The following is a 26,243-nucleotide window of genomic DNA, read 5'->3' as shown; positions in this document are numbered from 1 at the left end:
TTGTGCTAAATATTAATTTTTAAACAGCAATACCGCTATGACGTAGTAACGCGTCGACATTTGGCTCACGACCACGAAACTTTTTAAATAATTCCATTGGCTCTTCGCTACCGCCTTTTTCTAAAATGTTTTGCATAAAGGCTTGCCCTGTTTCGGCGCTAAAAATACCTTCTTCTTCAAATTTAGAAAACGCATCAGCAGAAAGTACTTCAGCCCATTTATACGAGTAATAACCTGCACTATAACCGCCGGCAAAAATATGACTAAAACCATTTTGAAAACGGTTAAACTCAGGCGGTTTAACGATTGATGTGCGGCTACGTACATCGTTTAGTACTGCTTGAATTTGGCATTGCTCACCCACTTTGTAATCGTTATGGATTTTAAAGTCGAATAACGAAAACTCAATTTGACGTAGCATTTGTACGCCTGAGTTATAGTTTTTAGCAGCAAGTAACTTATCAAGTAACTCTTTAGGTAACGGCTCACCCGTTTCATAATGACCTGAAATAAAGCTCAAGGCTTCTTCGTCATAACACCAGTTCTCTAAAAACTGACTAGGAAGCTCTACCGCGTCCCATGCAACACCATTAATACCCGCAACAGGAGCAGCATCAACTTGTGTCAGCATGTGGTGAATACCATGACCAAACTCATGAAATAAAGTAGTTACTTCGTCATGAGTAAACAGCGCCGGTTTATCGCCAACCGCCTTATTAAAGTTACACACTAAATAAGCCACTGGAGTTTGTAGTTCGCCGTTAGCACGTACTTTACGACCCATACAGTCATCCATCCACGCACCACCACGTTTGTGGTCGCGTGCATATAAATCTAGATAAAAGCGTCCACGAAGCGTATTGCTACTATCTACAATTTCAAAAAAGCGTACATCTTTATGATAAGTATCAAAATCAGTAACTTCTTTTACGCTAATACCAAATAAGCGATTAACGGTTTCGAATAATCCACTTAATACTTTATTTGCAGGGAAGTAAGGACGTAGTACTTCGTCTGAAATTGCATACTTTTCTTGCTTAAGCTTTTCGCTATAGTAACCAAAATCCCATGCTTCTAATTCAGAAATACCGTGTTTTTGCTCAGCATACGCCTTTAGCTCGGCCACTTCTTGCTCTGCTTGTGGTTTTGATTTAGCTGCTAGGTCTTCTAAAAATGAGAATACTTGTTCTGGTGACTCTGCCATTTTAGTCGCGAGTGACTTTTCAGCGTAGCTGTTGAATCCTAGTAACTGTGCAAGTTCATGACGAAGCGCAAGCTCCTCTCTCATAATATCTGAGTTATCAAACTCACCGGCGTTAGGGCCTTGATCTGATGCGCGCGTAGAAAACGCAGTGTAGGTTTCCCTGCGTAGTTCGCGGTTATCTGCGTAAGCCATTATTGGTAAATATGATGGAAAATCGAGTGTAAATAACCAGCCATCTAATTCTTTACTTTTTGCGGTATCGGCTGCAAGTGCAAGAGCTGATTCTGGCAAGCCAGCTAAGTCGCTCTCATCAGTAATATGCCTGTGCCACGCTAAAGTCGCATCCATTACATTGTTGCCAAATTTTGAGGCAAGTTCTGATAAACGTGCGCTTATTTCGCCGTAGCGTTTTTGTTGTTCTGGCGCTAAAGCAATACCCGATAATTTAAAATCACGCAGCGCATTAGTAATTGTTTTTTGCTGTGCTGTAGTCAGCGTTTTAAATTCGTCGCTGTTATAAAGCGTATTATACGCGTTGTATAAACCTTGATGCTGACCTACAAATGTTGAATATTCAGATATTAACGGTAAGCATTGCTCGTAAGCTTCGCGTAATTCGTCGTTATTCATTACTGAATTTAAATGCGATACAGGGGAAAACATGCGCGATAATTTATCGTCAGCTTCTTCAAGGGGTAATACTAAGTCATCCCACGTGTACGAACCTTTAGCTAACACGTCATCAATGGCTTTACGACAAAGCTCAATACCGTCTTTTAGTGCGGGTACTACATACTCAGGCTTTATTTTTGAAAATGGTGGTAAGCCTTCAAGGCCAATTAGTGGGTTGCTCATAAATACTCTCTTTGCGTTAATGCATTAGGTTTTAAATTGGGTCTAAAAGTAAAAAAACAACTCAACTGCTTTTAAGTTGTGTAATTTTAATAGGGTTGCTCCAGAGCAAAACACAAATAACCCATTAATGAGTCAGCCACTTTATAACGCTCTAGTACCGTATCAACTAAATTATTGCTACATACTTGCTTTTGAGTCAGCGGGCTAATGGCTATAAAGTCTTTTCGCTTGAGCTCATTTATTAATGGGTGCTCTTTTTCAAAACCTCTTGGTGGGCGTTTTAGCGACTCTCCTGACATTTCAAAAATAGATTTAAATTGCTCATTATAAATTGCTTTTTTATAGCTATTTGGGTTTTCATCTATGCAGGTTCTAATTGCGTTAAGCGCCTTTGATTCTGGTCGCCAAATACCAGCACCTATAAAACATTCGTCATTTGCTAAGTGAAAATAAAAACCCGGGGCGTGTACGTTTTTTCCCATAAAATGGCGAAATTGAATCCCTACATTAATTTTATATGGGGTTTTATCTTTACTAAAACGCGCATCCTTATGGATTCTCATTAAACTACCGCCCACTTTTTTATCTGATGCGACAAAATGGCTCGAAACCTCAGTAAGTGGCGCTTGCATTTGCCTAATGAAATCTAAAGCAGGCTCTCTTACGTATTCCTCATACTGTGATTTATGGTCGTTAAACCAGTCTCTATTATTGTTTTGATCAAGCTGAGCAAGAAATTCGAATGTTTTTTTACTAAACATAGGTCACCTAAACACTCTTTATTTTTAAAACTTAATGTTATGCTAATGCGCATAAAACTCAACGCCTAAGGACATAAAATGACACAACACTTTGATTATATTGCAATCGGTGGTGGCAGTGGTGGTATTGCCTCTGCAAATAGAGCGGCAATGCGTGGCGCTAAAGTAGCACTTATTGAAGCAAAACACATGGGCGGCACGTGTGTAAACGTGGGCTGCGTACCTAAAAAAGTAATGTGGCACGGTGCTCAGGTTGCTGAAGCAATTAATTTATATGCCCCAGATTACGGCTTTAATGTTGAAGTTAAAGGCTTTGATTGGAGCAAGTTAGTAGAAAGCCGCGAAGCCTATATAGGCCGAATTCATAAAGGTTATGACAGTGGTCTTGCTAGCAATGGCGTTACTGTAATTAAAGGCTTTGCTAAATTTGTAGATAATAAAACAGTTGAAGTAAACGGCGAGCACTATACAGCCGACCATATATTAATTGCAGTAGGTGGGCGCCCAAGCATTCCGCATATTGAAGGTGCTGAGCACGGTATCGATTCAAATGGCTTTTTTGAATTAAAAGAGCAACCTAAACGCGTTGCAGTAATAGGCGCAGGTTATATAGCTGTAGAACTTGCTGGTGTATTACATGGTTTAGGTACTGAGACGCATTTATTTGTTCGTAAGCATTCTCCGCTTCGTAACTTTGACCCGTACATTGTAGATACGCTTGTTGATGTTATGGCTGCTGAAGGCCCTACTCTTCATACAGAGTCTGTACCCCATAAATTAGTTAAAGAAGACGATGGCTCAGTAACGCTTCATTTAGATAACGGCAAAAGCCATAACGTAGATCAGGTTATTTGGGCTATTGGCCGCGAGCCAACAACCAATGCTATTAACGTTGCTGCAGCTGGCGTAGAAGTAAACAGCAGTGGTTTTGTAAAAGTTGATGAGTATCAAAATACCACAGCTAAAAATGTATACGCGGTAGGCGATATAATCGAAAACGGTATTGAACTTACACCGGTAGCAGTTAAAGCAGGGCGTACTTTATCTGAGCGTTTATTTAATAAAGAACTCCCAGATGATTTAAAAATGGATTACAGCTTAGTTCCTACGGTTGTATTTAGTCATCCACCGATTGGTACTATTGGTTTAACTGAGCAAGAAGCTATTTCTCAGTATGGCGAAGAAAACGTTAAAATTTATCAATCTGGTTTTACGGCTATGTACACAGCGGTAACTAAACATCGCCAGCCTTGTAAAATGAAACTTGTATGTGCCGGCCCAGACGAAAAAGTAGTTGGTCTACATGGGATTGGTTTTGCGGTTGATGAAATGATTCAAGGTTTTGCAGTTGCCATGAAAATGGGCGCAACTAAAGCTGATTTTGATGCAGTTGTTGCAATTCACCCGACTGGCTCGGAAGAATTTGTAACGATGCGTTAGACGCAAAACTCTAAGTTATTAATTATAAAAAGCCCTTGCTAAGTAATTAGTAAGGGCTTTTTAATGCTTGTTATATTTTGCACAACAAACCACTTAAAACGTCACATTAAAAACATCCATTCAACATTAAATAAATATCTAAGCCATTATTTTAACAGCAAAAATTTTAGACCAATAAAAATATTAAAAGTTTAAATTTTGTTTTGGCTTTAAGGCATTTTTACAATTAGAATCTCGCGCATTTATAGTTTCTCTTGGTTATTTATGTTTTTACTGCGATCTTTTATTTATTTATTATGCCTAGCCGGTGTTGCTTATTTAATTCAACTAGAAGGCTTTGAATTAAAACAGTATGCACTTTACAGTGAAGAAACTCTTACTGAACATATGCAAGATGTTTTAACTTTTTTAAGCTGTATCTTGTTTTTATACGCTTCGCGAATTAACTTTCAACTCAAAATACCGGCAGTATTACTTGCTGCGTTATCGGCAATGATGTTTGTAAGAGAGTTTGATACCTACCTCGACTTATACTTTTTTGATGGCGCTTGGCAAAGTATCGTCTATTCAATTTTAGCTGGCGTGTTTGTTTATTTAATAACAAAGAGAGGAAGTATTTTTGACTCTTTAAAAGCCTATAGCCTCACTCCTAGTTATGGAATTTGCTTATCAGGCATGGTTACTTTACTCGCATTTTCGCGAATGATGGGCAAAGGTGCATTTTGGCATTCAGTAATGGGCGATGACTACGTACGTGCGGTAAAAAACATTGTTGAAGAGGGTATAGAAACGCTTGGCTATACTTTAATCTTTATTTCAGCCATTGAGCTTGTACTCATATGCCGAAAAAGAATGGCTAAAAATCACAAACATCGCACTGATGAAGTAACTCAATAGCGTCGCTCGATTTTTATTGGTTACTCTTTTTGCACTAAATTTGCTAATTGGTTTAATAAATCAATATACTTAGCCTGTTTTTATCAACTCGCGTTTAATTGGATATTATGACTAAAGATATATTGCTACATCCGTTTCTTCTTTCAATTGTAATGATCACAATTGCATTTGTACTAAAAGTGCTTGTTGATAAGCTCGCTAAAAATCGCGCAGAAAAAAAAGAAAAAGATATTCGCTACATCGCACACAATATTAAGCACTTTATTAATTTTGTAATGATGATATCGCTGCTATTTGTGTGGTCTACTGAAATTCAAAACTTTGCACTTTCTATTGCTGCTTTTGCTGTGGCGATTGTGCTTGCAACGCGCGAGTTTATTCAGTGTGTAATAGGCTTTTTTTACCTCGTAACAACTCGCCCGTTTAGAGTCGGTGATTGGATACAAGTAGGTGATTACTTTGGTGAAGTAGCTGAAACTGATTGGATAAAAACAACCATGCATGAAATTGATATACATACTTATCAATTTTCAAGAAAAACCATATACATACCTAATAATAAGCTGATTACCAGCTCTATTAAAAACTTAAACTTTGTAAAACGCTTTGTTACACATCATTTTATTATTGTTCGTCGAGAGAGCTTTAACCCGTACCCTATTCACGACACACTCACTGAACAAGCTAAACTGTACTGTGAAGAATTTCAAGAAGTAGCAAGTCGTTATAATTCAATGATTGAGCGTAAACTCGATGCAAAAATATCTGGTCCAGAGCCGGTAATTCACTTTGGTACAACCGATTTAGGTGAATTTAAAGCAAGCTTCACCTTGTTTTGTCCGACAGAAAAAGCGCTTGAGATAGAGCATAAATTAACAGAGTGCTTTTTTGCGTTATGGTATAAAGAAGCTGAAAAAAATAAAGAGGATGAAGGAGAAGTATAAACCCCGCCTTCATTAAAACAAAAAGCGCGAATTTACTTCGCGCTTGAGTAATATTTAAGCTGTACCACCGACCGTTAACTGATCAATTTTAAGGCTTGGTTGGCCTACGCCTACCGGTACGCTTTGACCATCTTTACCACAAACACCCACACCTTTATCAAGTGCTAAGTCGTTACCAACCATCGATATTTGCTGCATTACTTCTGGGCCATTACCAATAAGCGTTGCGCCTTTAATTGGTTGGGTAATTTTACCATTTTCGATTAAATACGCTTCTGATGCGCTAAATACGAACTTACCTGACGTGATATCAACTTGTCCGCCGCCAAAATTAGGCGCAAATACACCTTTTTTAACGCTACTGATAATATCAGCTTGGCTGTGCTCACCACCTAACATGTAAGTATTAGTCATGCGAGGCATTGGTAAATGTGCATATGACTCACGACGTGCGTTACCGGTAGGATTTACACCCATTAAACGCGCGTTTAGCTTATCTTGCATATAGCCTTTTAAAATACCGTTTTCGATGAGTACGTTGTAAGCGGCTGGTGTGCCTTCATCATCCACATTAAGTGAGCCACGGCGATCAGCCATTGTGCCATCATCAACCACAGTACACAGCTCAGATGCTACTTTTTGGCCCACTTTACCACTAAACGCAGACGCGCCTTTACGATTAAAGTCGCCTTCAAGGCCATGCCCTACCGCTTCGTGTAAAAGCACGCCAGGCCAACCATTACCAAGTACAACTTCCATCGTGCCTGCAGGTGCATCAATAGCCTCAAGATTTACTTTAGCTTGGCGTACCGCTTCTTCTGCAAATTCCATCCAACGCGGTTTACCGTCAACAAGTTCTTTAAAGTAACCATAATCTAAACGTGCACCACCGCCTGCACCACCGCGTTCACGGCGACCATTTTTTTCAAGCAGTACTGAGCAGTTTAAACGAATAAGCGGGCGAATATCGGTGGCAAACGTACCATCACTTGCTGCGATTAATACTTCTTCGTATACCGCTGACATTGAACTAATTACTTGCTCTGCATCGGGTGCTAGTTCACGAATATAGTTTTCAAGTTCGCGTAATAAACTCACCTTGTCGGTATCGCTCATACTCGAGATTGGCTGATGCGGTGCAAACTGCTCTTTAGCTTTAACATCACTAAATACTTTAATCGCTCTATCTTCACCAGCATCTGCAATGCTACGAGCCGCTGTAGCCGCTTTATTAAGCGCTTCAAGATTTATTGCATCAGAGTAAGAAAAACCTGTTTTTTCGCCGCTTACAGCACGTACACCAACGCCGCGCTCAACGTTATAAGAGCCTTCTTTAACTAAGCCGTCTTCAAGCACCCATGATTCGTGGTGGCTAGATTGAAAATATAAATCGGCGTAATCCACTTTATGCTGATGTATATAAGCGAGCGTTTTTTCGAGCTCTTCTCTATTTAGCTGGCTGTCGTGTAGTAAATGCTGTTCAACCGAATTCATAATAAATGCTCTCTAAATCGTTGATGAGACTGCACGGGCATATCTCGTCTAATTTTTTGTAACTGGTCTAAGTCTGCGTTACAACTTATAAAACCGGTGCCTGTTGGCAGTTCACTCAGGATATTTCCCCAAGGTGAAATAATAATACTGTGGCCATATGTTTGTCGGCCATTTTCATGTGTACCGTGTTGAGCCGCTGCAACCACATAACATTGTATTTCTATTGCGCGCGCTGTTAATAACGGCTGCCAGTGTGCTTGCCCTGTAGGGACTGTAAATGCACTTGGTACTAAAATAATATCGGCGCCTTGGCGTACTAGTTCGTTAAATAAGCCACTAAAGCGCAGATCATAACATACTGTTAAGCCTATTTTACCAAAGGGAGAATCAACAACAACCACATCGCTACCTGCTTGGGTAAAATCTGACTCTCGATAGCTACCTGTTTGATCATCCACGTTTACATCAAATAAATGTATTTTGTTATACGTTGCAACCAGCTCGCCCTGATTATTATATAAGTGCGATGCTGCATAATATTTATGTTCGTTAAATGGCTCAGGCATTGTTCCTGCATTTAACCAAATATTATGGTGTTGGCACAATTCACTAAGTTGTAGTTTGTATCGCTCAACTTGCTTAGCAACACGTAACGTATCGTTACCACTTTTACTAAACACTAAAAAAGCCTCAGGCAAACAAACAAGTAATGGCCTTGTTGTTGGGAGGGTTTTAAGGGCACGCTTTAAGCTTGCTAAGTTGTCATCAGGGCTTAGCCCTGAACACATTTGTAGGGCAACTATTGTGGGTGTGCTTATGTTTGCTGTTTTGTTCATTGCGTTGCTGTTACTTGTGCATCTTTAAGCTTTAAATCGACTGATGCTTGTGGCTGATTTTGCGCAGCTTGCGGTAACGTAACTTCACGACTTTTTCTGTCGAGTTCTTGAACTATAGGATCGTTCATTTTACCCGTTACTTTAAAATTTATCTCTGAGATAACGCGTGCAGAATGAATAACTTTATCAATTGCTAAGGCAGCAAGCCCTGTTACTGGATTTACCATCCATGCAACTATAACCGGAATGCTCGAGGTTACTTGTGGCGCTACAGCAAGGTCATAGTCTATATCTAGCGTATTTAAATTTGCGTAGCCTTTAATAGTTAAATCGGCGGGCACACCGTCCATTTTGGTATCTTTAGTGTAAGCGATACCTTCTTCTAGCTGCATAGAGCCTTGCATGCTGTTATAAAAAAAGCCCTTTGAAAAGACATCTCTAAAATCAAGTTTTAGCTTACGTACTAATGAATCAAGACTCAGTAACGAAAATACGCGTGCACCACCATCGCTTATTTCAGTTAAATGACCTTCGCCTAAATCCCAAATAACCTCACCACTTAACGTTTTCACATCAAAATCATAAGGAGCAGCTTGCCAAGTAAGATCATAATTTAAATCGGCTTTTGAGTCCTTAATTGCAGAGGTAATATCAAACTCACCAAACAATGCGCCTATGTCATCACTTTTAAGCTCGCCACTTAGCGTTGTTAAGCCATTTTGCCACTGCCCATTAGTGCGCAGCACATGATCGCCTTTATCGACCACAAGCTCTGATATTGATAAGCGCTCGCCATCACCTAATAATGACGCACTCACTTTATCAAGTTGGTAGCGGTCAATTTTGCAATCACTACATTCAAACTCAATGGCAGGTATTTTAGTAAGCCAGCTCAAGTCTTCCTCGGGAAGTACATCTGTTATTTCAAGTGCTTGTTCATTGTGCGGTGCAAAATTAAGCCTTAAGTAATCGGCATTAATTCGTATTGGCTGGCTAGGCTGTGATGTAGGAATAAACACCCCAGCTCTAAGTTCTTTAGCATTTAGCTTTAGATATAAATCGTCTTTTGATGGTGCTAAACGCATTTCAAAGTCATTAAAAATGATGTTACTCGCATCAAGCATACCTATATTTGCGACCACCTCATTGAGCGGTGGCATAATCCCTTTTGATTTTTTATCTGGGTTTGCTTTACCCGCTTTAATTATTTGATCAATCAGATCAAACCAAGGTACTAATTCACTCTGTTCAAGATTTATATTTACGCTTAAGTCTTTTTGGTTTAATCCTAAATCTTGTTTTCCGAGCACAAAATGGACATTGCTAAACTGTGATTTGCCATTTTCTAAAATAGCATTAAAGTAAAACTGTTGATTAGCGTTTGCTGTAATGAGATTAGAAATGTCATCACCTTGTACAACTGCATCAAGCGCCCACACTTGTTCGCTATTTTTACTATAAGGTGCGGGTAAGTTGCTCGTTAAGCCAAGTAGTTCTGAGTTTACCTGTGCGCGGTAATTAAAGCCTTGCTCGGTAAAATTAAGTACTAAGCCAATATCAACATCACTTTGCCCGCTTAAATAATTTTTTAATATACCTTGTCCACTATCTATTAGTGTATCGGCGTCAATTTTGGCGTTTATATCTATATTTGCTTGGTAATTTTTTACATCACTTTTACTGCTGTAATTAATAGTGAGAGGCATACCCAACCACTTCGCAGTCGCATTTTTAAGTGTGATATTGTCGTTTTTAAAATTAAGCTCGCCAGTTAAGTTTTTAAGCTCAATTCCTGGCGTTGCTATAAATACTGGCAAGTCATTTAAATTAACCTTGCCGCTAACACTGGCTCCGCCTTTAAATTTTGAACCTACTAAAAGCTCAATACTGGCATCGGCTTCCCCTTTGCCCTGCACAACTTTAAAAATTTCAGCGAGAGGTTTGGCAATAGGTGTCGCTGCGAAAAAGTCATGTAACTTTTTCATTTGTGCTTTTTTATCAATTTGCACAATAAGTTCATCTGCATTCATTAAATCTGCAATGCTTACCTGTACACTATTACCAATATCTAAATTAACCAACTTACCTTGCTGGCTATATATATCCATACGCTCATTTTCAAAACGTAGCTGTACATTGGCATTAGTGACCAAAGGCCAATCAGGATCAAACTCATAGGTTGCGTTGTCTATTTGCGCTAATACATTAAACTGACCGCTGCCATCGGTGAATGGAAAACCAGATAAAGGTCCTGCAAATAAGACTTGTGCTTTAGATACTTCTCCGCCTTTAATTGCACCATTTAAATAGCTAACGAGCTCAGGGCTCATTGCTTTTAATGGGAAGTAATGACCTGCAATGTTGGCATCTGGGGCGAACGCTTCAGCGTAAAGATCTAATCGAGGATCATCTGTTAGACTAATTTGTAATTCTGCAGCAAGAGTGACTTCATCATTATCAAACCATATATTGTCACTACTTATATGCCAGCCATCATCTCGCTTAGCTAAATCTAGCTCTACATTTAACTGATTATAATTTATGTCGTTACTAAAGCTTTCGCCTGTAACTAATGTGCCATTTTCACCAAATAAATTTATTCGACCATTACTTTGAGTAAGTAAACCATTTACTCTAAGTTCTTGTGCTGCAGGTACCGACCTTAATTCTTGCCAACCAATATTGTCAGCCTCAAACCATAATTGCCATTGCTGTGCATTAGAAAAATTTAAATAAGCTTGATCTATTTGCCCGCTAGGTTGGCGCTCTAAAAATGGTTCAAGTGCATTAAAATTACTTAGCCCTGCTAGGTTACTCAGTAATTCAAAATCAACTTGATGGAGCCACACTTTATTTTGCGACCCTAGTTGAGCTTCAAACTCTAAACTTGGCCATGCTTTATCGTTACTATTAAATGTTAAACCGGTGCTTTTTAAATGCCAGCTATTTTGTTCTGGATATAAATGGAATCCACCTTCACTCAGGCTGACTTGTTGGCTTTGCTCTTCTCGCTGCCAACGCACAAAGCTTGGTAGCCACTGCATTTTTATATCGCTTACAAGGCCTTTATCTAGTTTTAGCCAGGCTTGTAAATTAATATCACTATGCAGTTGTTGCTTTTGCGTATTTATATATTGTGCTAACCAGTTAGATACATCGACCTTATTAGCCTGCACATAAATGTCGCCCGCAACTTGCTCTAGGGTATCGCCAGTAAGTGCAATGCGCGCATCAAAGTCACCAACCGAAATACCCGGCAGTGCTAAGCTCCCACTGCCAAGATGTTGCTCATCTTCATTTTGCCAAACAATATTTTTGAGGAGTAACTTACGTTCTTTACCATCTTCTAGAACAAAGTTAATACTGGAATTTTCTATTGCAAAATGACCCGTTTTACCCAAAAACAGTTCTTCTATTAGCTCTTTTTGCTCAAAAGAGACTTCGTCGTTGTCAGCGGTTTTAAATAAGTTGGTGATATTTACACTGGTATGAAACCCATTAATAACAAAATAATTAGATCTAAGTTGCAGTGCTTTTAAGCTTTCCCATAAGTTTAGCTCTAAGCTGGTTTTAGCAATGGTGAGTGATATTGGCGCGGTTTCGTTATCTTTAAACGATAAATTCTCTAATACTAATGCAGGACCACTGCCCTGCCAACTAGCTGATATCTCACCGATAGATAAGCTTATTTCAAACTTTTCGTGTAAATAGCTTTCTATATTACCTTTGTATTCGTTTGCATACGGGAGGGTATATTTTAAAATTGAAACAATAACGGCCAGTAATACCAAAATTATGGCGCAGGTCTGCCATAACTTTCTAAAACAAAAAAAACAGACCGCTTTTGCTTTCATTACATCATTACCACATCAAACTGTTCTTGGCTGTATAAGCTCTCTGTTTGAATATTGACTTGCTTACCAATAAATAGTTCAAGCTCGGCAAGGTTATGATACTCATCGTTTAGTAGGGCTTCGCTCACAGCAGGCGCTGCATACACCATAAACTTATCGGCAGCGTATGCTCGGTTAACACGCACTATTTCACGTAGTATTTCGTAGCAAACCGTTTCAACTGTTTTTTGCGAACCACGACCAGAACACGCAGGACATACATCACATAAAATATGCTCTAAGCTTTCGCGTGTACGTTTACGAGTCATTTCAACAAGCCCAAGCGCTGAAAGCCCATTAATATTCGTTTTAGTGCGATCTTTTGCGAGTGCCGATTCAAGTGAATGTAATACTCGGCGCTTATGATCCTCACTTACCATATCGATAAAGTCGATAATGATAATACCGCCTAAATTACGCAGCCTAAGCTGGCGCGCAATTGCAGAGGTTGCTTCTACGTTGGTATTAAAAATCGTTTCTTCTAGGTTACGATGTCCTACAAATGCACCAGTATTAACATCAACAGTCGTCATTGCTTCTGTTTGATCAATAATTATATAACCACCGGATTTTAGCGTAACTTTACGATGTAGTGCTTTTTGAATTTCGTTTTCAACGTCAAACAAATCAAATATAGGTCGCTCACCTGGGTAGTATTCGAGTACTTGAGACAGTTGTGGAACAAACTCTTCAGTAAATAACTTTAGCTCTTCATGAGTAAGTTTAGAGTCAACGCGAATGCGCTCCATATCTTCGCCTACGTAGTCACGTAGGGTTCTAAAGGCAAGCGTTAAGTCTTCATGTAGAATACTGGCTTTACTGGTTTTTTTGCGACGAGCTGTAATTTTTTCCCATAGTTTTCTTAAAAAACCGGCATCGTGTCGTAATTCTGCTTCGCTAGCGCCCTCGGCTGCTGTGCGAACAATAAAACTGCCATTTTCATCGCCATATTCTGCGACTATTTTTTTAAGGCGTGAGCGCTCTTCTTCAGTTTCAATACGCTGACTAACCCCTACGTGGGTCGCATCTGGCATAAACACTAAATAACGAGAAGGAATGGTAATATCAGTGGTAAGTCTTGCGCCTTTAGTGCCTAGCGGATCTTTTACCACTTGCACCATAATGTACTGGCCTTGACGAACTAACTCTCTAATATCTTGTACTTTTTTTATTGGTACGTCGTCTACACCTTCAACAATGGAGGCACTATTTACAATATCGGATGCATGCAAAAACGCCGCTTTTTCAAGGCCGATATCAACAAAAGCAGCCTGCATACCCGGAAGTACACGACTTATTTTTCCTAGGTAAATATTGCCTACAATACCTAGATTACCAATTCGCTCTAGCTGTATTTCTTGCAGTACACCGTTTTCTATTAGGGCAACACGGCTTTCGCTCGGTGTGACATTGATCAGTAATTCTGTACTCATGTTACCTTCTTAAGAATGTTTTTAATAATTGTTCGGTCTCATATAAAGGTAAGCCTACAACGGAAAAATAGCTACCTGCAATGTGGGTAACAAAACGCCCGCCTAAGCCTTGAATGCCATAGCCACCGGCTTTATCTTGTGGCTCTCCTGTCTCCCAGTAGGCATTAATTTCTTCATCTGTTAAGGCTTTAAAAGTAACATCAGTGCTTACAACACAGCTAATTACATCATTTTGCGTCGCAAGTGCAACAGCGGTGAGAACTTGATGTGTATTACCTGACAGGCGTTTTAATGTGTTTGTAAAATCGTTTTTATCACGAGGTTTACCCAGTGATTCGTTGTCGATAACAACCACGGTATCACTACCAAGCACAGGACGATCAGTATATCCAAGCTCAACACCGCTTTGTGCTTTTAAGCGCGCTAAACGCTCAACAAGAGCTCTAGGTTGCTCGTTTGGAATTGGGCTTTCATCTGCATCAACACTAAACTGTGTAAATTCGACACCTAATTGGCTTAATAACTCTTTACGGCGGGGAGAGGCTGATGCCAAATATATTGAGGTAGTCATTACCTGATCCTAAAATGTCTGCGATATTTACGAAGCAGTAAAAAAACCCAAAACCAGCTAACCATTCCGGTTGCTACTGGCCATAAATACTGTGGATTAAAGTAAACATCTAACAAAAAATGATTTAGCCAAAATTGCATTAAATGGTACAGCGTTAAAAATAAACCAACTAATAAGCTTTGTTGCCAAAGCGAAAAGTTACGAATTTTTTGAAAGTTACTTGCGGTTATAAATATACATACTGAGAATGTAAGCGAGTTCACACCTAGTGGTGAGCCAGATGCTAAATCTATTAATAAACCAACAACCCATGCAGTACCAATATTTAAACGATGCGGTACTGCCAATGACCAATACATAAGTACAAGTAAAACCCAATCAGGCCTAAATGGTTCAAATGAAAATGGCAGTGGCATTAGTGCCATTATTAACGCAAAAAAGATGCTTAGCGCAATTAACAATGAATAACGGTTAATCATCGCTGATTTGCTCCTGTTGATTACGCCATAAAATAACCAGCAAACGAATGCGATCTAACTGTGCAATTGGCTCTGCAAAAACTTGTGCAAACGGGCGGCCTTCATCACGATTTATTTCGGTTACTACAGCCACAGGGTATCCTTCAGGAAATGTGCCACCTAAACCTGATGTAACAAGTACATCGCCAATTCGCACATCTAAACTGTGTGGAACGTGCGAGAGCTTAACTACATTAATTTTACCTATGCCTTCAACTACTGTTCGTACATCGTTTCGAAGTATACGTACAGGTGTTGCGTGTGTGGTGTCGGTCATTAGTAGTACGCGTGAAGTAGTTGAGCCAACTTTTGTAAGTTGCCCTACTACACCCATTTCATCAATTACAGCTTGGCCTTCACTGAGCCCATCAGTAGTACCTCGATTAATAACAACCTGATGACTATATGGATTTGAATGTACAGAAAGTACTTGAGCAATAATTTTACGATTTGGTTGCTTTGCTGATGAGCCTAATAAGGCGCGTAGTTTTTGGTTTTCTCTGGCTAGAAATTGATACTGCTGAAGTTGCTCGCTTTGTAGCATTTGCTTTTTTTTCAGCGCTTCGTTTTCGGTAAGAAGTTGATCCCGCGTATGTAGACTTTTAGCACTTAAGCTAAATAGTTCGTAGGGTAAATTAGCAACATAAATGAGTGGGCTAACTAAAGTATTTAGGCTGGTACGAACAACGGTACCACCTTGCGTATATCTGTCTCCAACTATGAGTACGATACTCAAAAGCACTGCGACAAAAAGTCGCAGTTGCAAAGAGACTGTGCGTCCAAACATTAATTTCATTAGTCGTAACTAAAAACGTCACCACCATGAACATCGATCATTTCAAGTGCCTTACCACCACCACGTGCAACACATGTAAGTGGATCATCGGCAACAACAACCGGAATACCCGTTTCTTCCATTAATAAACGGTCTAAATCTTTTAACAATGCGCCACCGCCAGTAAGTACCATACCGTGCGCAGAAATATCTGATGCCAGCTCTGGTGGTGATTGCTCAAGCGCAACCATTACTGCACTCACAATACCCATTAACGGCTCTTGTAGAGCTTCTAAGATTTCGTGTGAGTTGAGTGTAAATGAACGCGGAACACCTTCTGCAAGGTTACGACCGCGTACTTCAATTTCGATTGGCTCATCAGTTTTAAACGCAGAGCCAATTTGATGCTTAATATTTTCTGCTGTCGCTTCACCAATTAAGCTACCAAAGTTACGGCGTACATAATTAATAATAGCTTCGTCAAATTTATCACCACCAATACGAACAGATGATGAGTAAACAACACCATTAAGTGAAATAATAGCAACTTCAGTTGTACCACCACCAATATCAACAACCATAGAGCCTGTTGCTTCTGATACTGGTAAGCCTGCACCAATAGCCGCTGCCATTGGTTCTTCAATTAAGTAAACTTCACGAGCGCCTGCACCCATTGCAGATTCACGTATTGCACGTTTTTCTACTTGAGTAGCCCCACATGGTACACAAATTAGTACACGCGGACTTGGGCGCATAAAGTTATTGTTGTGCACCTGTTTAATAAAGTGTTGTAACATTTTTTCTGTTACAAAAAAGTCGGCTATAACACCGTCTTTCATTGGACGAATCGCTTTTATATTACCCGGTGTACGACCTAACATAAGCTTTGCTTCTGTACCTACAGATGCAACGCTTTTAGGCCCACCAGCACGTTCTTGGCGGATAGCAACTACTGAAGGTTCATTTAATACAATGCCTTCGTCTTTTACATAAATTAGGGTATTGGCTGTACCCAAGTCGATCGATAGATCGTTAGAAAAAATACCACGGAGTTTTTTAAACATGAGGCTGGATGACCTTTGAAATACGTTCTTATATTAGCTGCCTCACTTTAACATGCTCAACTGTATGAGCAATATAAAGCGCAGCGCCTTTGTGAATTTATGAAAAAAGGAAGCAAAGCTTCCTTAATTGAATTTTATCGTTCGCGAACTAAGCGAAAACCAATGTAGTTAGATCTAAAATCAGGCGCTAAAATTAAACGCGTAGATGCACGAGCAAGGCTTGGTGCAAAGTTCCACGCTCCGCCTCTTACTGCTACATCAGACTCACCTGATTCTTTATCGGTCCATTCCCATACATTGCCTACGGTATCGTATAATCCAAATGCATTTGGAGAAAAAGAACCTACTGGTGATGCACGTCTGTTTGACCATTCACTACCACACCAACCACAGTTAGCTAGGTTTTTACCAATTTCGTTACCCCAAGGGTATTCTGTTTCGGTTCCTGCGCGTGCTGCGTATTCCCACTCAACTTCGTTAGGTAAACGAAATTGCTGTCCTGTTTGACCCGATAACCACTCAGCGTAAGCTTTTGCATCGTTATAAGTTAAACATACAGCAGGAAAGTCACTACCTTGCTCAAAACCAGGATTACGCCAATTTAAATTTGCTTCCCATACTGGTTCGCCATTTAAATAATACGCACACCCTTTATTTTTTTCCGCTTGAGTTTTATAACCTGTATTTGCTACAAACTTTTCGTAGGCACCCACGGTTACTTCTTTACTTTGCATAGCGAAAGAATTCGCTATTACTTTTTCAATTACTGGACGTTCATTAGCTAAACCATTGCCGTTGATATCGCCCATTTTAAATTTGCCTGCAGGAATAACGACAACCGGCGTTTCAACGTTTGCATTTAATACATTAACGTTTTCACTAACCTGGCGTGTTGTTACTTCTGGTTGCTCTCGAGTATAGGTCGGTGCAGCAATCGACTTAGGCTTTTTTACTAAATTTGCATTAATTGTTTGCGCTTTATTCAAATCAACACGTGCTTGATAAGGTTTATAACCAAGTTTACGTATTTCAATGTTATGAATGCCCTGCGGTAAACGTGTAATCAAGCGTGTTGAGCCAAAGCTTACACCATCGATAAACACTTCATCGTCGTATACGTTTGATCGTAAAGTCAGCTCTACAGATTGATCCTTCTTCTTATTAAGGATAGAAGGGTAATCTTTTTTCACCGATGCAGGTTTAACTGAATAATCACGTATTGGCTGCTCATTTAAACGAGAAACCGACACCGTGTTGCTATTATCCGCGCTATTACTGAATGTTAACTGACTATCAGTAAATGTATTGTTATACGCTGGTTGATAAGCAGCCGTAAGCGGCGTGCCATACTCAGAACAATAGCGGTTATCTATGCTTAATAAGCTACATAAACGGCTGCTATTAACTTCGCCACGCATAGTTACGCTTAAGTTAACGTTGTAATTACCTTGGCCGCTAAATGCACTGTTAACTACATGGCTACTTAATATTTGTACTTGAGCGCCCGCCAAATTACGTTTTGGCTCAACAATGCGCTCTTCTGTTAAGTTTGCAAAAATTTGATCAACAAAGCGTTTAGTTGCTTTTTGTAGACCCATTTGCTGACCGCGTTGCTCACACGCTGCTAGCGTTTCTGTTCGCTTACAGTTAATAGTGTGGTTAACCTCAAGCGTACCTTCACGTGTAAACTCGTTACGTAAACGCTCTACGCGGGCTGTAGTTAACTGCTCTTTTAAACTTTCTAATGTATTTAAAAGCGTATGCTTAGCAACACGAATCTGTTCTATGTCTTTACGGTGGGATGCAATTGCCGCCAACTGCATAGAAATATCATCTTTATTTTGCTTATGATCAATCACCGCTTTTTGATAGCGTGATTGAGCCGCACTAATATTAATAGTGGGATCATCAATTAAACGACGGTACATTTCGTTCATCGCATCGAGCGCTTGGTTTTTTTCTTTATCTAGCTCTGTAGAACGAGAACGAAGTAGCTCTAATTGATTTTGTAACTGACTTTCTTCTTTAAGATGTTTTTCAAGTATTCTTGTCGAGTTATCGTATTCTGTCTGTTTAACACTAATCTCTGAGTCAATTCCAGTCACTGTAGCTGTGTCTTGTGCAAATGCACTACTAGCTAACAAACTAGCTGAAATTAACAGAGATAAAGGAGTAATTCGCATATATTCCAGTCCCAAAAAGCGGCAATTATTTGGTCGTTATTATTTTTTATAATTAAAGCCTTATGCTATGTACTTGCAGCACAAAACACAAGCTTTGTTCAATTATTATATTAGTTTACAACTATTCGCGTGTTTCACGCCAGTAAATAACCCGATCATTTCCTCTAAAGCGTCCAAATTGTAAAATAGTACGAGGATCAAGCTGTGTTCCATCGCCCTGCCAATCCCACTTTAACCAATCATAAGTATTATATTCTAAGGTAAATTCACCCAAACCATTTGGCTGTGCATAAATACCGTTATCTGCCGGATACACTCCCGCCTCTAGCTGGCCGGATGCATCATTTCCGTATTTATAGGTTAATTGTGGGCTGCTAGGTGCTATTTGAGTGATTTGGGTATGATCAAATACACTACAATTATCTTCAGCGTTATTTACAAATCCACTGCCGTTGTAATACTGAGCCTGCATAGGAATAAGTAAAGGGTCGAGATCGGAGCCTACGTTATTACCAAGTACTAAGCGTCCAAATCTAAACTCTATTGGTAATGCATTTAGCCGTACGCTATTACAACCACCCGAGCATGCTGTTTGTGTATTAGGTTTATCGTTTGCATCAATAAGTGTTGCCCCTTCTATGTCAGAAAGCGTTGCCATTAAGCTCACCATAGCAAACGGTCCATCTGGTTGCCCTACACCTAATCTTTTAAGTGTCGTGTTGAGTTGGCTCATTTGCCATTGCCCGTCGTTTGTATCTCCCCAGTTGTTATTTCCTAGGTTTACTAAGCGGCTAGCAAAATTAGTTGAAGGTACATAGTTACCTACTTCATTATTTTCGGCATTAACGTCTACACTCGATTTATCAAAGCCCTCTTTATAATTAGCCATTAGCACACCATTTTGATTTTGTGCTTGTACTGTAAAGCCAAGTTCAAAAGGTTGATCAAGATAAGTTAAATTACTCCCGTATTGCGTGCATTTTGCGGCAGCTTGAACCCCCACTACCTGAAACTGCGAAGGTGCAAAACGACCAACGTTGTACAGCTCACCTTTTACGTCTCCGGCACCAAAATAATCGGCATCTTGAAGGCCTGCGGTTAAATCAATTATGCCAACTTGGTCGTAACTATATTGCGATATAGATTCACTCAAACTACCTGTGTCACTAAAAGGTGATGTAATCATCGCTTCAAGCGTACCTTGAGTGCCTGGCGTAGGCGCTTTAAGTAATGGCTCTACAAGCGGTTGCTCTGTAATAAAATGCTTAGCAATGGTGTTATTTGTAATATTGCTGTAGTTGTCTGGGAAACCATCGTTGTTAGTGTCTTGCCCTGTTTGCCACTGCACCGCATTCATTTTTAAATCAAATGCTTCGCCCGTTAGTCTAAATAAGCTCCCATTGGCATCTGCTGCATAACCATCACTTGCAACTTCCATCGCTAATCCAAATGGTTTTACAACATATTCATTTGAACTACCTGTTAGATTTACTGATAAATTAGTTAGTGGGTCTAAAATTAAGTTGGTTTTTACATTTAAACTCAACCTTCCTGCATCGGGATAATTTATAACAATCGGGGCTTTAGACTCACTATCAAAGTTAAGTATGAATGATTTAGAGGCTTGCTCTACCGCAAAGGTATTATTGTTATTACTAAGTGAAACCGTATCGGAGCAACTTGCACCAGCACTGCATGTGTACGATAAATCTAAGCTTACATCGCCACCGGCGGGAAATGCGGCTTCGCATACACCTGTTGTAGTACTTGTTTTTACCGCTTGAATAGATAGCGCTTTTGCATTAAATCCAGTATTTGAAGGCTTTGCTGATAACTGAGTAGGAATTGTAGTATTACCATCGGTTTCGTTATTAAAAATAAACCCTGCATCAGAAAACGTAACTTTACAGCCGCTTAATCCAACATTATTACCTGCAATATAACAACGAAGCGGTGCAGAAGGATCCGCAGTGTTATATCCAAATGTAACACTGCCTGTGGTGCGTTTAGCAAATTCGACAACTGCTGAGCCTGTAAAATTAATATTCTCCCCTGTAACCCAGCTTTGTTGCCCACTATTATCTGGAGAAAGATTCAAACTAGAGGGCTCTGCAAATAATAAATCGCAGGCGTCATTTGCACACGCTGTGAGTGTCATTTCTTTAGCTTCACACGTTAGACCTTTGTTATCGCTGATTGTTAAACGATAATGATCTAGGGTTTCTGGTGTATAAATTCCACAAAAACCAGGGATGCTTTCTGGTACTGGCAGAGCGTCAAACCTTGAGCTCCCTTCGGTAATAATTTGAGTACCCGATGTAATTGAGCCCTGGTACGTTACATTTTGCGCTATTCTTACCTCACCAGTGGCAACAATATAGCCCGCAATATTTGCATCGGCAGCAATAGCAACCGCACCATCCACATAAATAGCCAAGTACGCGCCAGTTTCTACTACTATATTTGTTTTACCTATGTTCAAAAATGAAGTTGATAAAAGTGATGTTGTGTCTTTTAAAAAAATACGTGTTGGCGCTGTTACTCTGTACTCTGTTTCCAGCATACTTAACTGCAACTCATCGTAATAATAATCGCCAGCTAAAGATGTAGGTACGGGACCTGTTGAACTACCATCGTTTGTAACCGTTGGCACCTGCGCCGCTTGATTAGGCTCTAAAGAGTTATAACCACCAGCAACACACGCCTGACCATTACATAAAGGAGGGCTCGTCAGCGCTGTAGAAATTAAATTTGTGGTGGTGACAAACTGCGCATTACCATCGGTTATTTCTACCCCCTGCACCAGCTGCACTTCACCGTTGTTATAAGTAGAAATAGCGCCCGGGAATAACGTATCACAATCTAAAATATCACCATTAAATACAAAGGTACTGGTCATGGCGAGTATTGATGCTTCCTCGTTTACGTGACGGCGCTCGTTATCGCCATCACGGTCTTCGTCAACAACAAGCCCTAGCCTGTCAGTTCTTAGGTTACAGCTGCGTAGCCACCCACCATCATCTTCTTGGCGTGAGTTTTTACTTGCAACCACCAAAGGGGCCACACTAAAGTTATTAGTAAAACTAAAGTAATTACAGCCATCGCTCCAACCGTCAATTTCAAAGCCTGTGAAAAAAGTTTCCCACGATACCTCAACGCCATTATCGTCAGTAAATGTGCGGTTACTTCCTGGCTCCACTGCCATGTAAGCAACAGTTTCGTTTTTTATGAGCCCAAGTGCTGTTTCAGATGCCTCTAAAGCAATATTAACGCCGCTGGCAGATAGCGAATTACTTTCTACTGCAACTGTTAAAAACGGAATTAATGCCTCAGAAGGTGGATTGCTGTCTATGCTATTGAGTGTTTGTAACGAATGGAAAAAGTTTGGCCTTTGAGTAAACGGTTCAGCAAATGTTAAAGACTTATAGCCTTTAGGTGTCAGTGGAGCAAAGCCAGACTTAGAGCCATACTGTAATTCGAGCAATAAGTCTGTACTGCCCACTTCCATAATTGTGCCGTCTGGAAATTGATGCACACCATACTCAACAGCTAAATAGTGCGCCCCCATACTAATATGTCCACCATCTTCTCCTGAAGGTTCAAGCGGTAAGGCCTCAAAGCTAGTTGTGGTTATATTACGTATTCTTATTATGGCAGGGTTTCCACCTTGGTTTGTTGAAAGCATAAAGACAGCAGGAGGCGTTATATATTGCTGTTGAAAATTTACTTTTGTCCAAACAGGCGATGTGTATGTATCTTGCAGCTCTATATAACGGCCCTCGATTTTTGGAGGCACTGCATTTGCGTGATTACAAAGTAACACGCAGCTAAAAAATATAATGACTAATGCACTTTTTATCATGGTAAAGTTTTAGCCTCCACACTGAGTGTTCTTTGTGTTTCCCAATAATCCTTTCTGCAATCATTTCCTACAGGGCAATTAATTGCGGCGCACGTTGCACTACTTTGTAAGTAATAAATATTAACAAGCCCGTTTGTTGTGCTGCTGTCGGGTAGGTCTATATATTCATCGCAACTCACCAGCACGTTACAATTAGCTAAATATGCAGTTTGAAACGTTAAATTAGTTGTAACTGATGCACAGCTTTGCACTGAGCTATTTATTGGAAATAGTTGCGTTAAACCACTTTCTAGACCACTTTGTGCTGCCATAAAAGCGCGAGCCCCGTAGTACTCAATCGTATTTTGTTGAGATGCACCAGAAAGCACTTTAACTAATGCTAATCCTAGTGCTAATAAAGCAACAATAATTACCAAAGAAACAATTATTAAGTTCCCTTTTTGTTTACTGGGTAAGGCTTTTCCGTGATTATTTTTTTTAAGGTACATTAGGAATATGCACCTCATGGTTAAAATTCATTACTTCAGTATCGTTAAATTGCATTTGCGCATTCACATTAAGCACAGCGTTTCTTTTTAGGGAGAGTGAATCAAGAGTAAAAAACAAATCGCTAGCTAAATTATTGGCAATGTAAATACCTAATAAATCACGTTTAACACCACTGCTTATTTGTAAGCTCACGGCATCTAGTTGATTAACAGTAAAACCGTAATTGGTATATCTATATAAATACTGCCCTTCAACGCAAAAACTTACAGGTTCTGAAAGTAAATAAAGGCGTTTACTCGGCGACTCTTGGGCAAATGCTTTGCTAAATTGCCACTCATCAATTTCGCTCGCTGAACTATTAAATGCTGATACTTGCAAGCGCTTACTATTATTCTCATCGTATATATCAGCACTGCTTAATGGGTAAATAGTTGCCCAATCTCCAGCTTGTGGCTGCGTTAAATTATTAAGTTCAAAATCAACAGCGCTAACATTAAAAGGCGCTACGGTAGGTAGGTAATTTGTATAGTGAGTCGCTGATAAAAACGGCGTAAATTCTAAGCACTGCTGAGCACTGCACGCTCCGCTAGTGCTGTTATCGCAAGAAAGCCTTAACGAATTTGGTGTAGCATGGCGAAGTTCTTTACTAAGTCGCGTTATTAAAAATCGGGCCTGGGCTACTGCTTCTTGGCGTTCAACACCTTGCGAATAAATACTGACCCCAGCACCAATAAATGAAAATGCACTTACGGCTAAAATACCAATAATAACCATGACAAGTAATAGTTCTATAAGGGTAAATGCATTTTGGTATTTAGCTCTTTGCATTAGTAATTCCCTTTATATGCACTAAATCCGTAAACTTCCCCTAAGGGTGATGTTACTTCAATAGTAATACGCTTAAAGGTTGTGCCATCGTTAATGGTCAATTCGTTAAAGTCGCTATCGTATTCAACTTTAATAACTAAGTTAAAGTCACTGTACTCGCTTAACACCTCACCTAAGCTATTAGTGATAGGCTGATTAGAGAGTGCAATATAGTCATCTACATCGTTATAACTGGTTCGGGTTTCTAGGCCTGTACTTAAGTCATCCGCGCCTAAATCATCTATTGCGGTACAAGGCTCTGCACCTAAGGTTGTTTCGCCGCAACGTCTAAAAGGTGCGCTTCTATCACTGTGCTCATCAAACGACTTACTTTGGATTTCGTTCATTAATGATTGACCAAATTCAGAGGCTCTTAAAGCAATAATTGGCTCTGCACTTTTCTTTGCTTGCGGGGCAATGAGCGCGGTAATAATGCTCAATGCAATCGCAAACATGACGATGCCAATAATAAGCTCAATTAAAGTAAAGCCTTTTACTTTAAGGGCACGCATAGATAAGCCCTTCACCACTTATGCATACGCCAGCTAATCCAACATCTATTCGACACTGCGAAGTGCAGGTTTGATTTGATTTACCTAAAGGATCAAAACTAATTTGGGTAAATATATTCGCGTTACTATCTAAAGCACTAAATGCTATATCACTTCTTTGCGTGTTTATTTGTACCACTAAATGATCGGTGTTATTAGCATCGGCTCCACCGGTACATGTATCGGGTGTGGGGGGAGCAATAAGTGTGGGGGTAATATAAAGAGTATGGCAACTTGTTGTCGCTGTATTTTGCATTGCACGTAGCTGCACTGTTCTCAATGCATTTAAAGTACGATCTCGATATGAATATGCATCTTCTGTTGAACTGCCCAGAAATTTGGGAACTGCCGTTACCGACAGTATTCCCAATATCACTAGAGTAATAATTAACTCAATGAGTGTGAAGCCACGCAATCGTTGCTTACTACTGCTTATCATTTATGTAATTAACAGCCCGTAGTAACAAGTGTAATAGTAGGTGGAGTTACTACAACAGATCCAGAACCACCGTCACTAGCTTCTGTATACTCAATTCGACAATCGTCTGTTTGTACATAACTATTAGGAAAGATAATTACCTGTTCACCATCAGTCACGGTAGTTTCTACAAGGTTAAAATCACCACCATCCACTGTTGCTCCAGTAGCAGTTCCGTCCGCAAAATCTACATCCAAAAATGCATTGAATGCAATGAGTGAAGCTGCTGGATAACCATATACAGTTGGAACAGGGGCACCAGTATCTACAGTAACTTCCGCTTCATCTTTCTTGTGATCACTAGCAATAATAGATTTGCCATTCACAATATTCATGCCACTGCGAATAGAGCCCTGTAAGCCTTCTAGTGTTGAAGCATTTGCATCACCTTGCAAGTTTAAAAAACGAGGTGCGGCGGTAACTGCTAAAATGCCTAAAATAACAATTACGATGATCAATTCAACAAGTGTAAAACCTGCTTGTTTATTCATTGGTAAACTTTTTAACGATTGCGTTTTCATAAGTAAGCCTCTTTTTAATTACTTAATTTTTAAATATTTTTACTTTGCCTGTTTTAGCAAAGTATGAAAAACCTGTTAAACCTGATATTTCACTCGTATTAGTAGGTATACTTTTAATATCAATGGTATGAGTTAAATAGTAGTCGCATTGCGTACTTTCTGCATTGTACCTAACTAAAAAACTTACACTTTTTATTCTTGATATTTCATTACTTAACGTACTACTGGGTGCGTCTTGTAAAATTACATTTAAAACTTGGCGACATTTATTAGCATTTATAGCTTCTGCACGAGTATCTTTTTTTTCTGTTTCATCGCTTGTTGGTGTACCTAACACTCCATCAATACCAACTATTACACCTCCATAATTAACAAATGTTTTGTTTGACCTACTGCTTGGTCTTCCTTCTAATTCCCATTGACCCCTAACCATGCCAACGGCCGATGAGAAAGCACCTGCAATAGCGTCTACGCTCGCATTATGCGCTTGATTTTTAATTCCTATATATTGAGGTATAGCAAAGCTCAAAATTACTGCCAGTAAAATAACAACAATAACTAACTCAAATAATGAGAAACCTTTTGAGTAAGCCTTTGGCGCAATCAC

General features: G+C 39.7%; 21 protein-coding genes. 3 read left to right on the top strand and 18 right to left on the bottom strand.

Going from position 1 to position 26,243, the window contains the following annotated elements:
* Positions 1–19 precede the first annotated feature (19 nt).
* Together prlC and WNY98_RS03575 are read right to left on the bottom strand one after the other, a co-directional pair.
* Positions 20–2,059 (bottom strand): oligopeptidase A, encoded by a 2,040-nt coding sequence (prlC, locus tag WNY98_RS03580; RefSeq protein WP_342877140.1) that lies wholly within the window; start codon positions 2,057–2,059, stop codon positions 20–22.
* 86 nt (positions 2,060–2,145) lie between these two features.
* On the bottom strand, positions 2,146–2,820 hold the full coding sequence (locus WNY98_RS03575; protein WP_024598036.1) for a DUF2461 domain-containing protein: 675 nt from the start codon (positions 2,818–2,820) through the stop codon (positions 2,146–2,148).
* Between the two features lie 78 nt (positions 2,821–2,898).
* On the opposite strand from WNY98_RS03575, the gene gorA reads away from it, so the two are divergent.
* The 3 genes from gorA to WNY98_RS03560 all read left to right on the top strand — a co-directional run bounded on the left by gorA (position 2,899) and on the right by WNY98_RS03560 (position 6,101).
* On the top strand, positions 2,899–4,260 hold the full coding sequence (gorA, locus tag WNY98_RS03570) for a glutathione-disulfide reductase (protein WP_342877139.1): 1,362 nt from the start codon (positions 2,899–2,901) through the stop codon (positions 4,258–4,260).
* Positions 4,261–4,524: 264 nt separating this feature from the next.
* Positions 4,525–5,157, top strand: a complete 633-nt coding sequence (locus WNY98_RS03565; protein ID WP_342877138.1) for a hypothetical protein — start codon at positions 4,525–4,527, stop codon at positions 5,155–5,157.
* Between the two features lie 107 nt (positions 5,158–5,264).
* A complete protein-coding gene (locus WNY98_RS03560; protein WP_010553762.1) occupies positions 5,265–6,101 on the top strand; it encodes a mechanosensitive ion channel family protein in 837 nt (278 codons plus the stop codon).
* 54 nt (positions 6,102–6,155) lie between these two features.
* Here WNY98_RS03560 and tldD read toward each other — a convergent pair whose 3' ends face one another.
* From tldD to WNY98_RS03480, 16 genes are all read right to left on the bottom strand, one after another.
* Positions 6,156–7,595 (bottom strand): metalloprotease TldD, encoded by a 1,440-nt coding sequence (tldD, locus tag WNY98_RS03555; protein WP_024589854.1) that lies wholly within the window; start codon positions 7,593–7,595, stop codon positions 6,156–6,158.
* Positions 7,592–8,431 (bottom strand): carbon-nitrogen hydrolase family protein, encoded by an 840-nt coding sequence (locus WNY98_RS03550; protein WP_342877137.1) that lies wholly within the window; start codon positions 8,429–8,431, stop codon positions 7,592–7,594. The genes tldD and WNY98_RS03550 overlap by 4 nt, the downstream gene beginning before the upstream one ends.
* Positions 8,428–12,285, bottom strand: a complete 3,858-nt coding sequence (locus WNY98_RS03545) for a YhdP family protein (RefSeq protein ID WP_342877136.1) — start codon at positions 12,283–12,285, stop codon at positions 8,428–8,430. Before WNY98_RS03545 ends, WNY98_RS03550 begins: the two co-directional genes overlap by 4 nt.
* A complete protein-coding gene (gene rng / locus WNY98_RS03540; RefSeq protein ID WP_007586345.1) occupies positions 12,285–13,757 on the bottom strand; it encodes a ribonuclease G in 1,473 nt (490 codons plus the stop codon). The genes WNY98_RS03545 and rng overlap by 1 nt, the downstream gene beginning before the upstream one ends.
* Before the next feature lies 1 nt (position 13,758).
* Positions 13,759–14,328, bottom strand: a complete 570-nt coding sequence (locus WNY98_RS03535) for a Maf family protein (protein ID WP_342877135.1) — start codon at positions 14,326–14,328, stop codon at positions 13,759–13,761.
* Complete coding sequence (gene mreD / locus WNY98_RS03530) at positions 14,328–14,807, bottom strand: rod shape-determining protein MreD (RefSeq protein WP_024598042.1); 480 nt, start codon at positions 14,805–14,807, stop codon at positions 14,328–14,330. The genes WNY98_RS03535 and mreD overlap by 1 nt, the downstream gene beginning before the upstream one ends.
* A complete protein-coding gene (gene mreC / locus WNY98_RS03525; protein WP_171972332.1) occupies positions 14,800–15,642 on the bottom strand; it encodes a rod shape-determining protein MreC in 843 nt (280 codons plus the stop codon). Before mreC ends, mreD begins: the two co-directional genes overlap by 8 nt.
* On the bottom strand, positions 15,642–16,685 hold the full coding sequence (locus WNY98_RS03520; protein ID WP_007586338.1) for a rod shape-determining protein: 1,044 nt from the start codon (positions 16,683–16,685) through the stop codon (positions 15,642–15,644). Before WNY98_RS03520 ends, mreC begins: the two co-directional genes overlap by 1 nt.
* A 134-nt stretch (positions 16,686–16,819) precedes the next feature.
* On the bottom strand, positions 16,820–18,868 hold the full coding sequence (locus WNY98_RS03515) for an SUMF1/EgtB/PvdO family nonheme iron enzyme (protein WP_342877134.1): 2,049 nt from the start codon (positions 18,866–18,868) through the stop codon (positions 16,820–16,822).
* A 121-nt stretch (positions 18,869–18,989) separates the two neighbouring features.
* The gene (locus tag WNY98_RS03510) at positions 18,990–22,730 is read right to left on the bottom strand and encodes an H-type lectin domain-containing protein (protein WP_342877133.1); all 3,741 of its coding nucleotides are present in this window, start codon (positions 22,728–22,730) and stop codon (positions 18,990–18,992) included.
* Positions 22,727–23,218: an agglutinin biogenesis protein MshP gene (locus WNY98_RS03505; protein ID WP_342877132.1), complete on the bottom strand. Its 492-nt coding sequence runs from the start codon at positions 23,216–23,218 to the stop codon at positions 22,727–22,729. The genes WNY98_RS03510 and WNY98_RS03505 overlap by 4 nt, the downstream gene beginning before the upstream one ends.
* A complete protein-coding gene (locus WNY98_RS03500; protein ID WP_170072590.1) occupies positions 23,208–24,047 on the bottom strand; it encodes a type II secretion system protein in 840 nt (279 codons plus the stop codon). Before WNY98_RS03500 ends, WNY98_RS03505 begins: the two co-directional genes overlap by 11 nt.
* The gene (locus WNY98_RS03495) at positions 24,047–24,598 is read right to left on the bottom strand and encodes a type II secretion system protein (RefSeq protein ID WP_342877131.1); all 552 of its coding nucleotides are present in this window, start codon (positions 24,596–24,598) and stop codon (positions 24,047–24,049) included. Before WNY98_RS03495 ends, WNY98_RS03500 begins: the two co-directional genes overlap by 1 nt.
* Positions 24,585–25,076, bottom strand: a complete 492-nt coding sequence (locus WNY98_RS03490) for a type II secretion system protein (RefSeq protein ID WP_342877130.1) — start codon at positions 25,074–25,076, stop codon at positions 24,585–24,587. The genes WNY98_RS03495 and WNY98_RS03490 overlap by 14 nt, the downstream gene beginning before the upstream one ends.
* An 8-nt stretch (positions 25,077–25,084) precedes the next feature.
* Positions 25,085–25,636 carry a prepilin-type N-terminal cleavage/methylation domain-containing protein gene (locus WNY98_RS03485; RefSeq protein ID WP_076925390.1) on the bottom strand — a complete coding sequence of 184 codons (552 nt, stop codon included), beginning with the start codon at positions 25,634–25,636 and terminating at the stop codon, positions 25,085–25,087.
* A gap of 22 nt (positions 25,637–25,658) precedes the next feature.
* Positions 25,659–26,243, bottom strand: a complete 585-nt coding sequence (locus WNY98_RS03480) for a prepilin-type N-terminal cleavage/methylation domain-containing protein (protein WP_342877129.1) — start codon at positions 26,241–26,243, stop codon at positions 25,659–25,661.

This window comes from Pseudoalteromonas sp. AS71 (genome assembly GCF_038900275.1).
GTDB lineage: Bacteria > Pseudomonadota > Gammaproteobacteria > Enterobacterales > Alteromonadaceae > Pseudoalteromonas.
Note: the sequence above shows the minus strand (reverse complement) of the source record. Positions and strands in the feature narration are given on the sequence as shown.

Bases quoted from the DNA above. Each gene is read 5' to 3' on its own strand.
- gorA (WP_342877139.1), top strand. From the start codon at position 2,899: ATGACACAACACTTTGATTATATTGCAATCGGTGGTGGCAGTGGTGGT.
- WNY98_RS03500 (WP_170072590.1), bottom strand. From the start codon at position 24,047: ATGCAAAGAGCTAAATACCAAAATGCATTTACCCTTATAGAACTATTA.
- WNY98_RS03575 (WP_024598036.1), bottom strand. From the start codon at position 2,820: ATGTTTAGTAAAAAAACATTCGAATTTCTTGCTCAGCTTGATCAAAAC.
- mreD (WP_024598042.1), bottom strand. From the start codon at position 14,807: ATGATTAACCGTTATTCATTGTTAATTGCGCTAAGCATCTTTTTTGCG.
- WNY98_RS03565 (WP_342877138.1), top strand. From the start codon at position 4,525: ATGTTTTTACTGCGATCTTTTATTTATTTATTATGCCTAGCCGGTGTT.
- WNY98_RS03545 (WP_342877136.1), bottom strand. From the start codon at position 12,285: ATGAAAGCAAAAGCGGTCTGTTTTTTTTGTTTTAGAAAGTTATGGCAG.
- WNY98_RS03485 (WP_076925390.1), bottom strand. From the start codon at position 25,636: ATGAAAACGCAATCGTTAAAAAGTTTACCAATGAATAAACAAGCAGGT.
- WNY98_RS03520 (WP_007586338.1), bottom strand. From the start codon at position 16,685: ATGTTTAAAAAACTCCGTGGTATTTTTTCTAACGATCTATCGATCGAC.
- WNY98_RS03505 (WP_342877132.1), bottom strand. From the start codon at position 23,218: ATGTACCTTAAAAAAAATAATCACGGAAAAGCCTTACCCAGTAAACAA.
- WNY98_RS03535 (WP_342877135.1), bottom strand. From the start codon at position 14,328: ATGACTACCTCAATATATTTGGCATCAGCCTCTCCCCGCCGTAAAGAG.
- WNY98_RS03495 (WP_342877131.1), bottom strand. From the start codon at position 24,598: ATGCGTGCCCTTAAAGTAAAAGGCTTTACTTTAATTGAGCTTATTATT.
- WNY98_RS03560 (WP_010553762.1), top strand. From the start codon at position 5,265: ATGACTAAAGATATATTGCTACATCCGTTTCTTCTTTCAATTGTAATG.
- WNY98_RS03490 (WP_342877130.1), bottom strand. From the start codon at position 25,076: ATGATAAGCAGTAGTAAGCAACGATTGCGTGGCTTCACACTCATTGAG.
- WNY98_RS03510 (WP_342877133.1), bottom strand. From the start codon at position 22,730: ATGATAAAAAGTGCATTAGTCATTATATTTTTTAGCTGCGTGTTACTT.
- WNY98_RS03550 (WP_342877137.1), bottom strand. From the start codon at position 8,431: ATGAACAAAACAGCAAACATAAGCACACCCACAATAGTTGCCCTACAA.
- mreC (WP_171972332.1), bottom strand. From the start codon at position 15,642: ATGAAATTAATGTTTGGACGCACAGTCTCTTTGCAACTGCGACTTTTT.
- WNY98_RS03515 (WP_342877134.1), bottom strand. From the start codon at position 18,868: ATGCGAATTACTCCTTTATCTCTGTTAATTTCAGCTAGTTTGTTAGCT.
- prlC (WP_342877140.1), bottom strand. From the start codon at position 2,059: ATGAGCAACCCACTAATTGGCCTTGAAGGCTTACCACCATTTTCAAAA.
- rng (WP_007586345.1), bottom strand. From the start codon at position 13,757: ATGAGTACAGAATTACTGATCAATGTCACACCGAGCGAAAGCCGTGTT.
- tldD (WP_024589854.1), bottom strand. From the start codon at position 7,595: ATGAATTCGGTTGAACAGCATTTACTACACGACAGCCAGCTAAATAGA.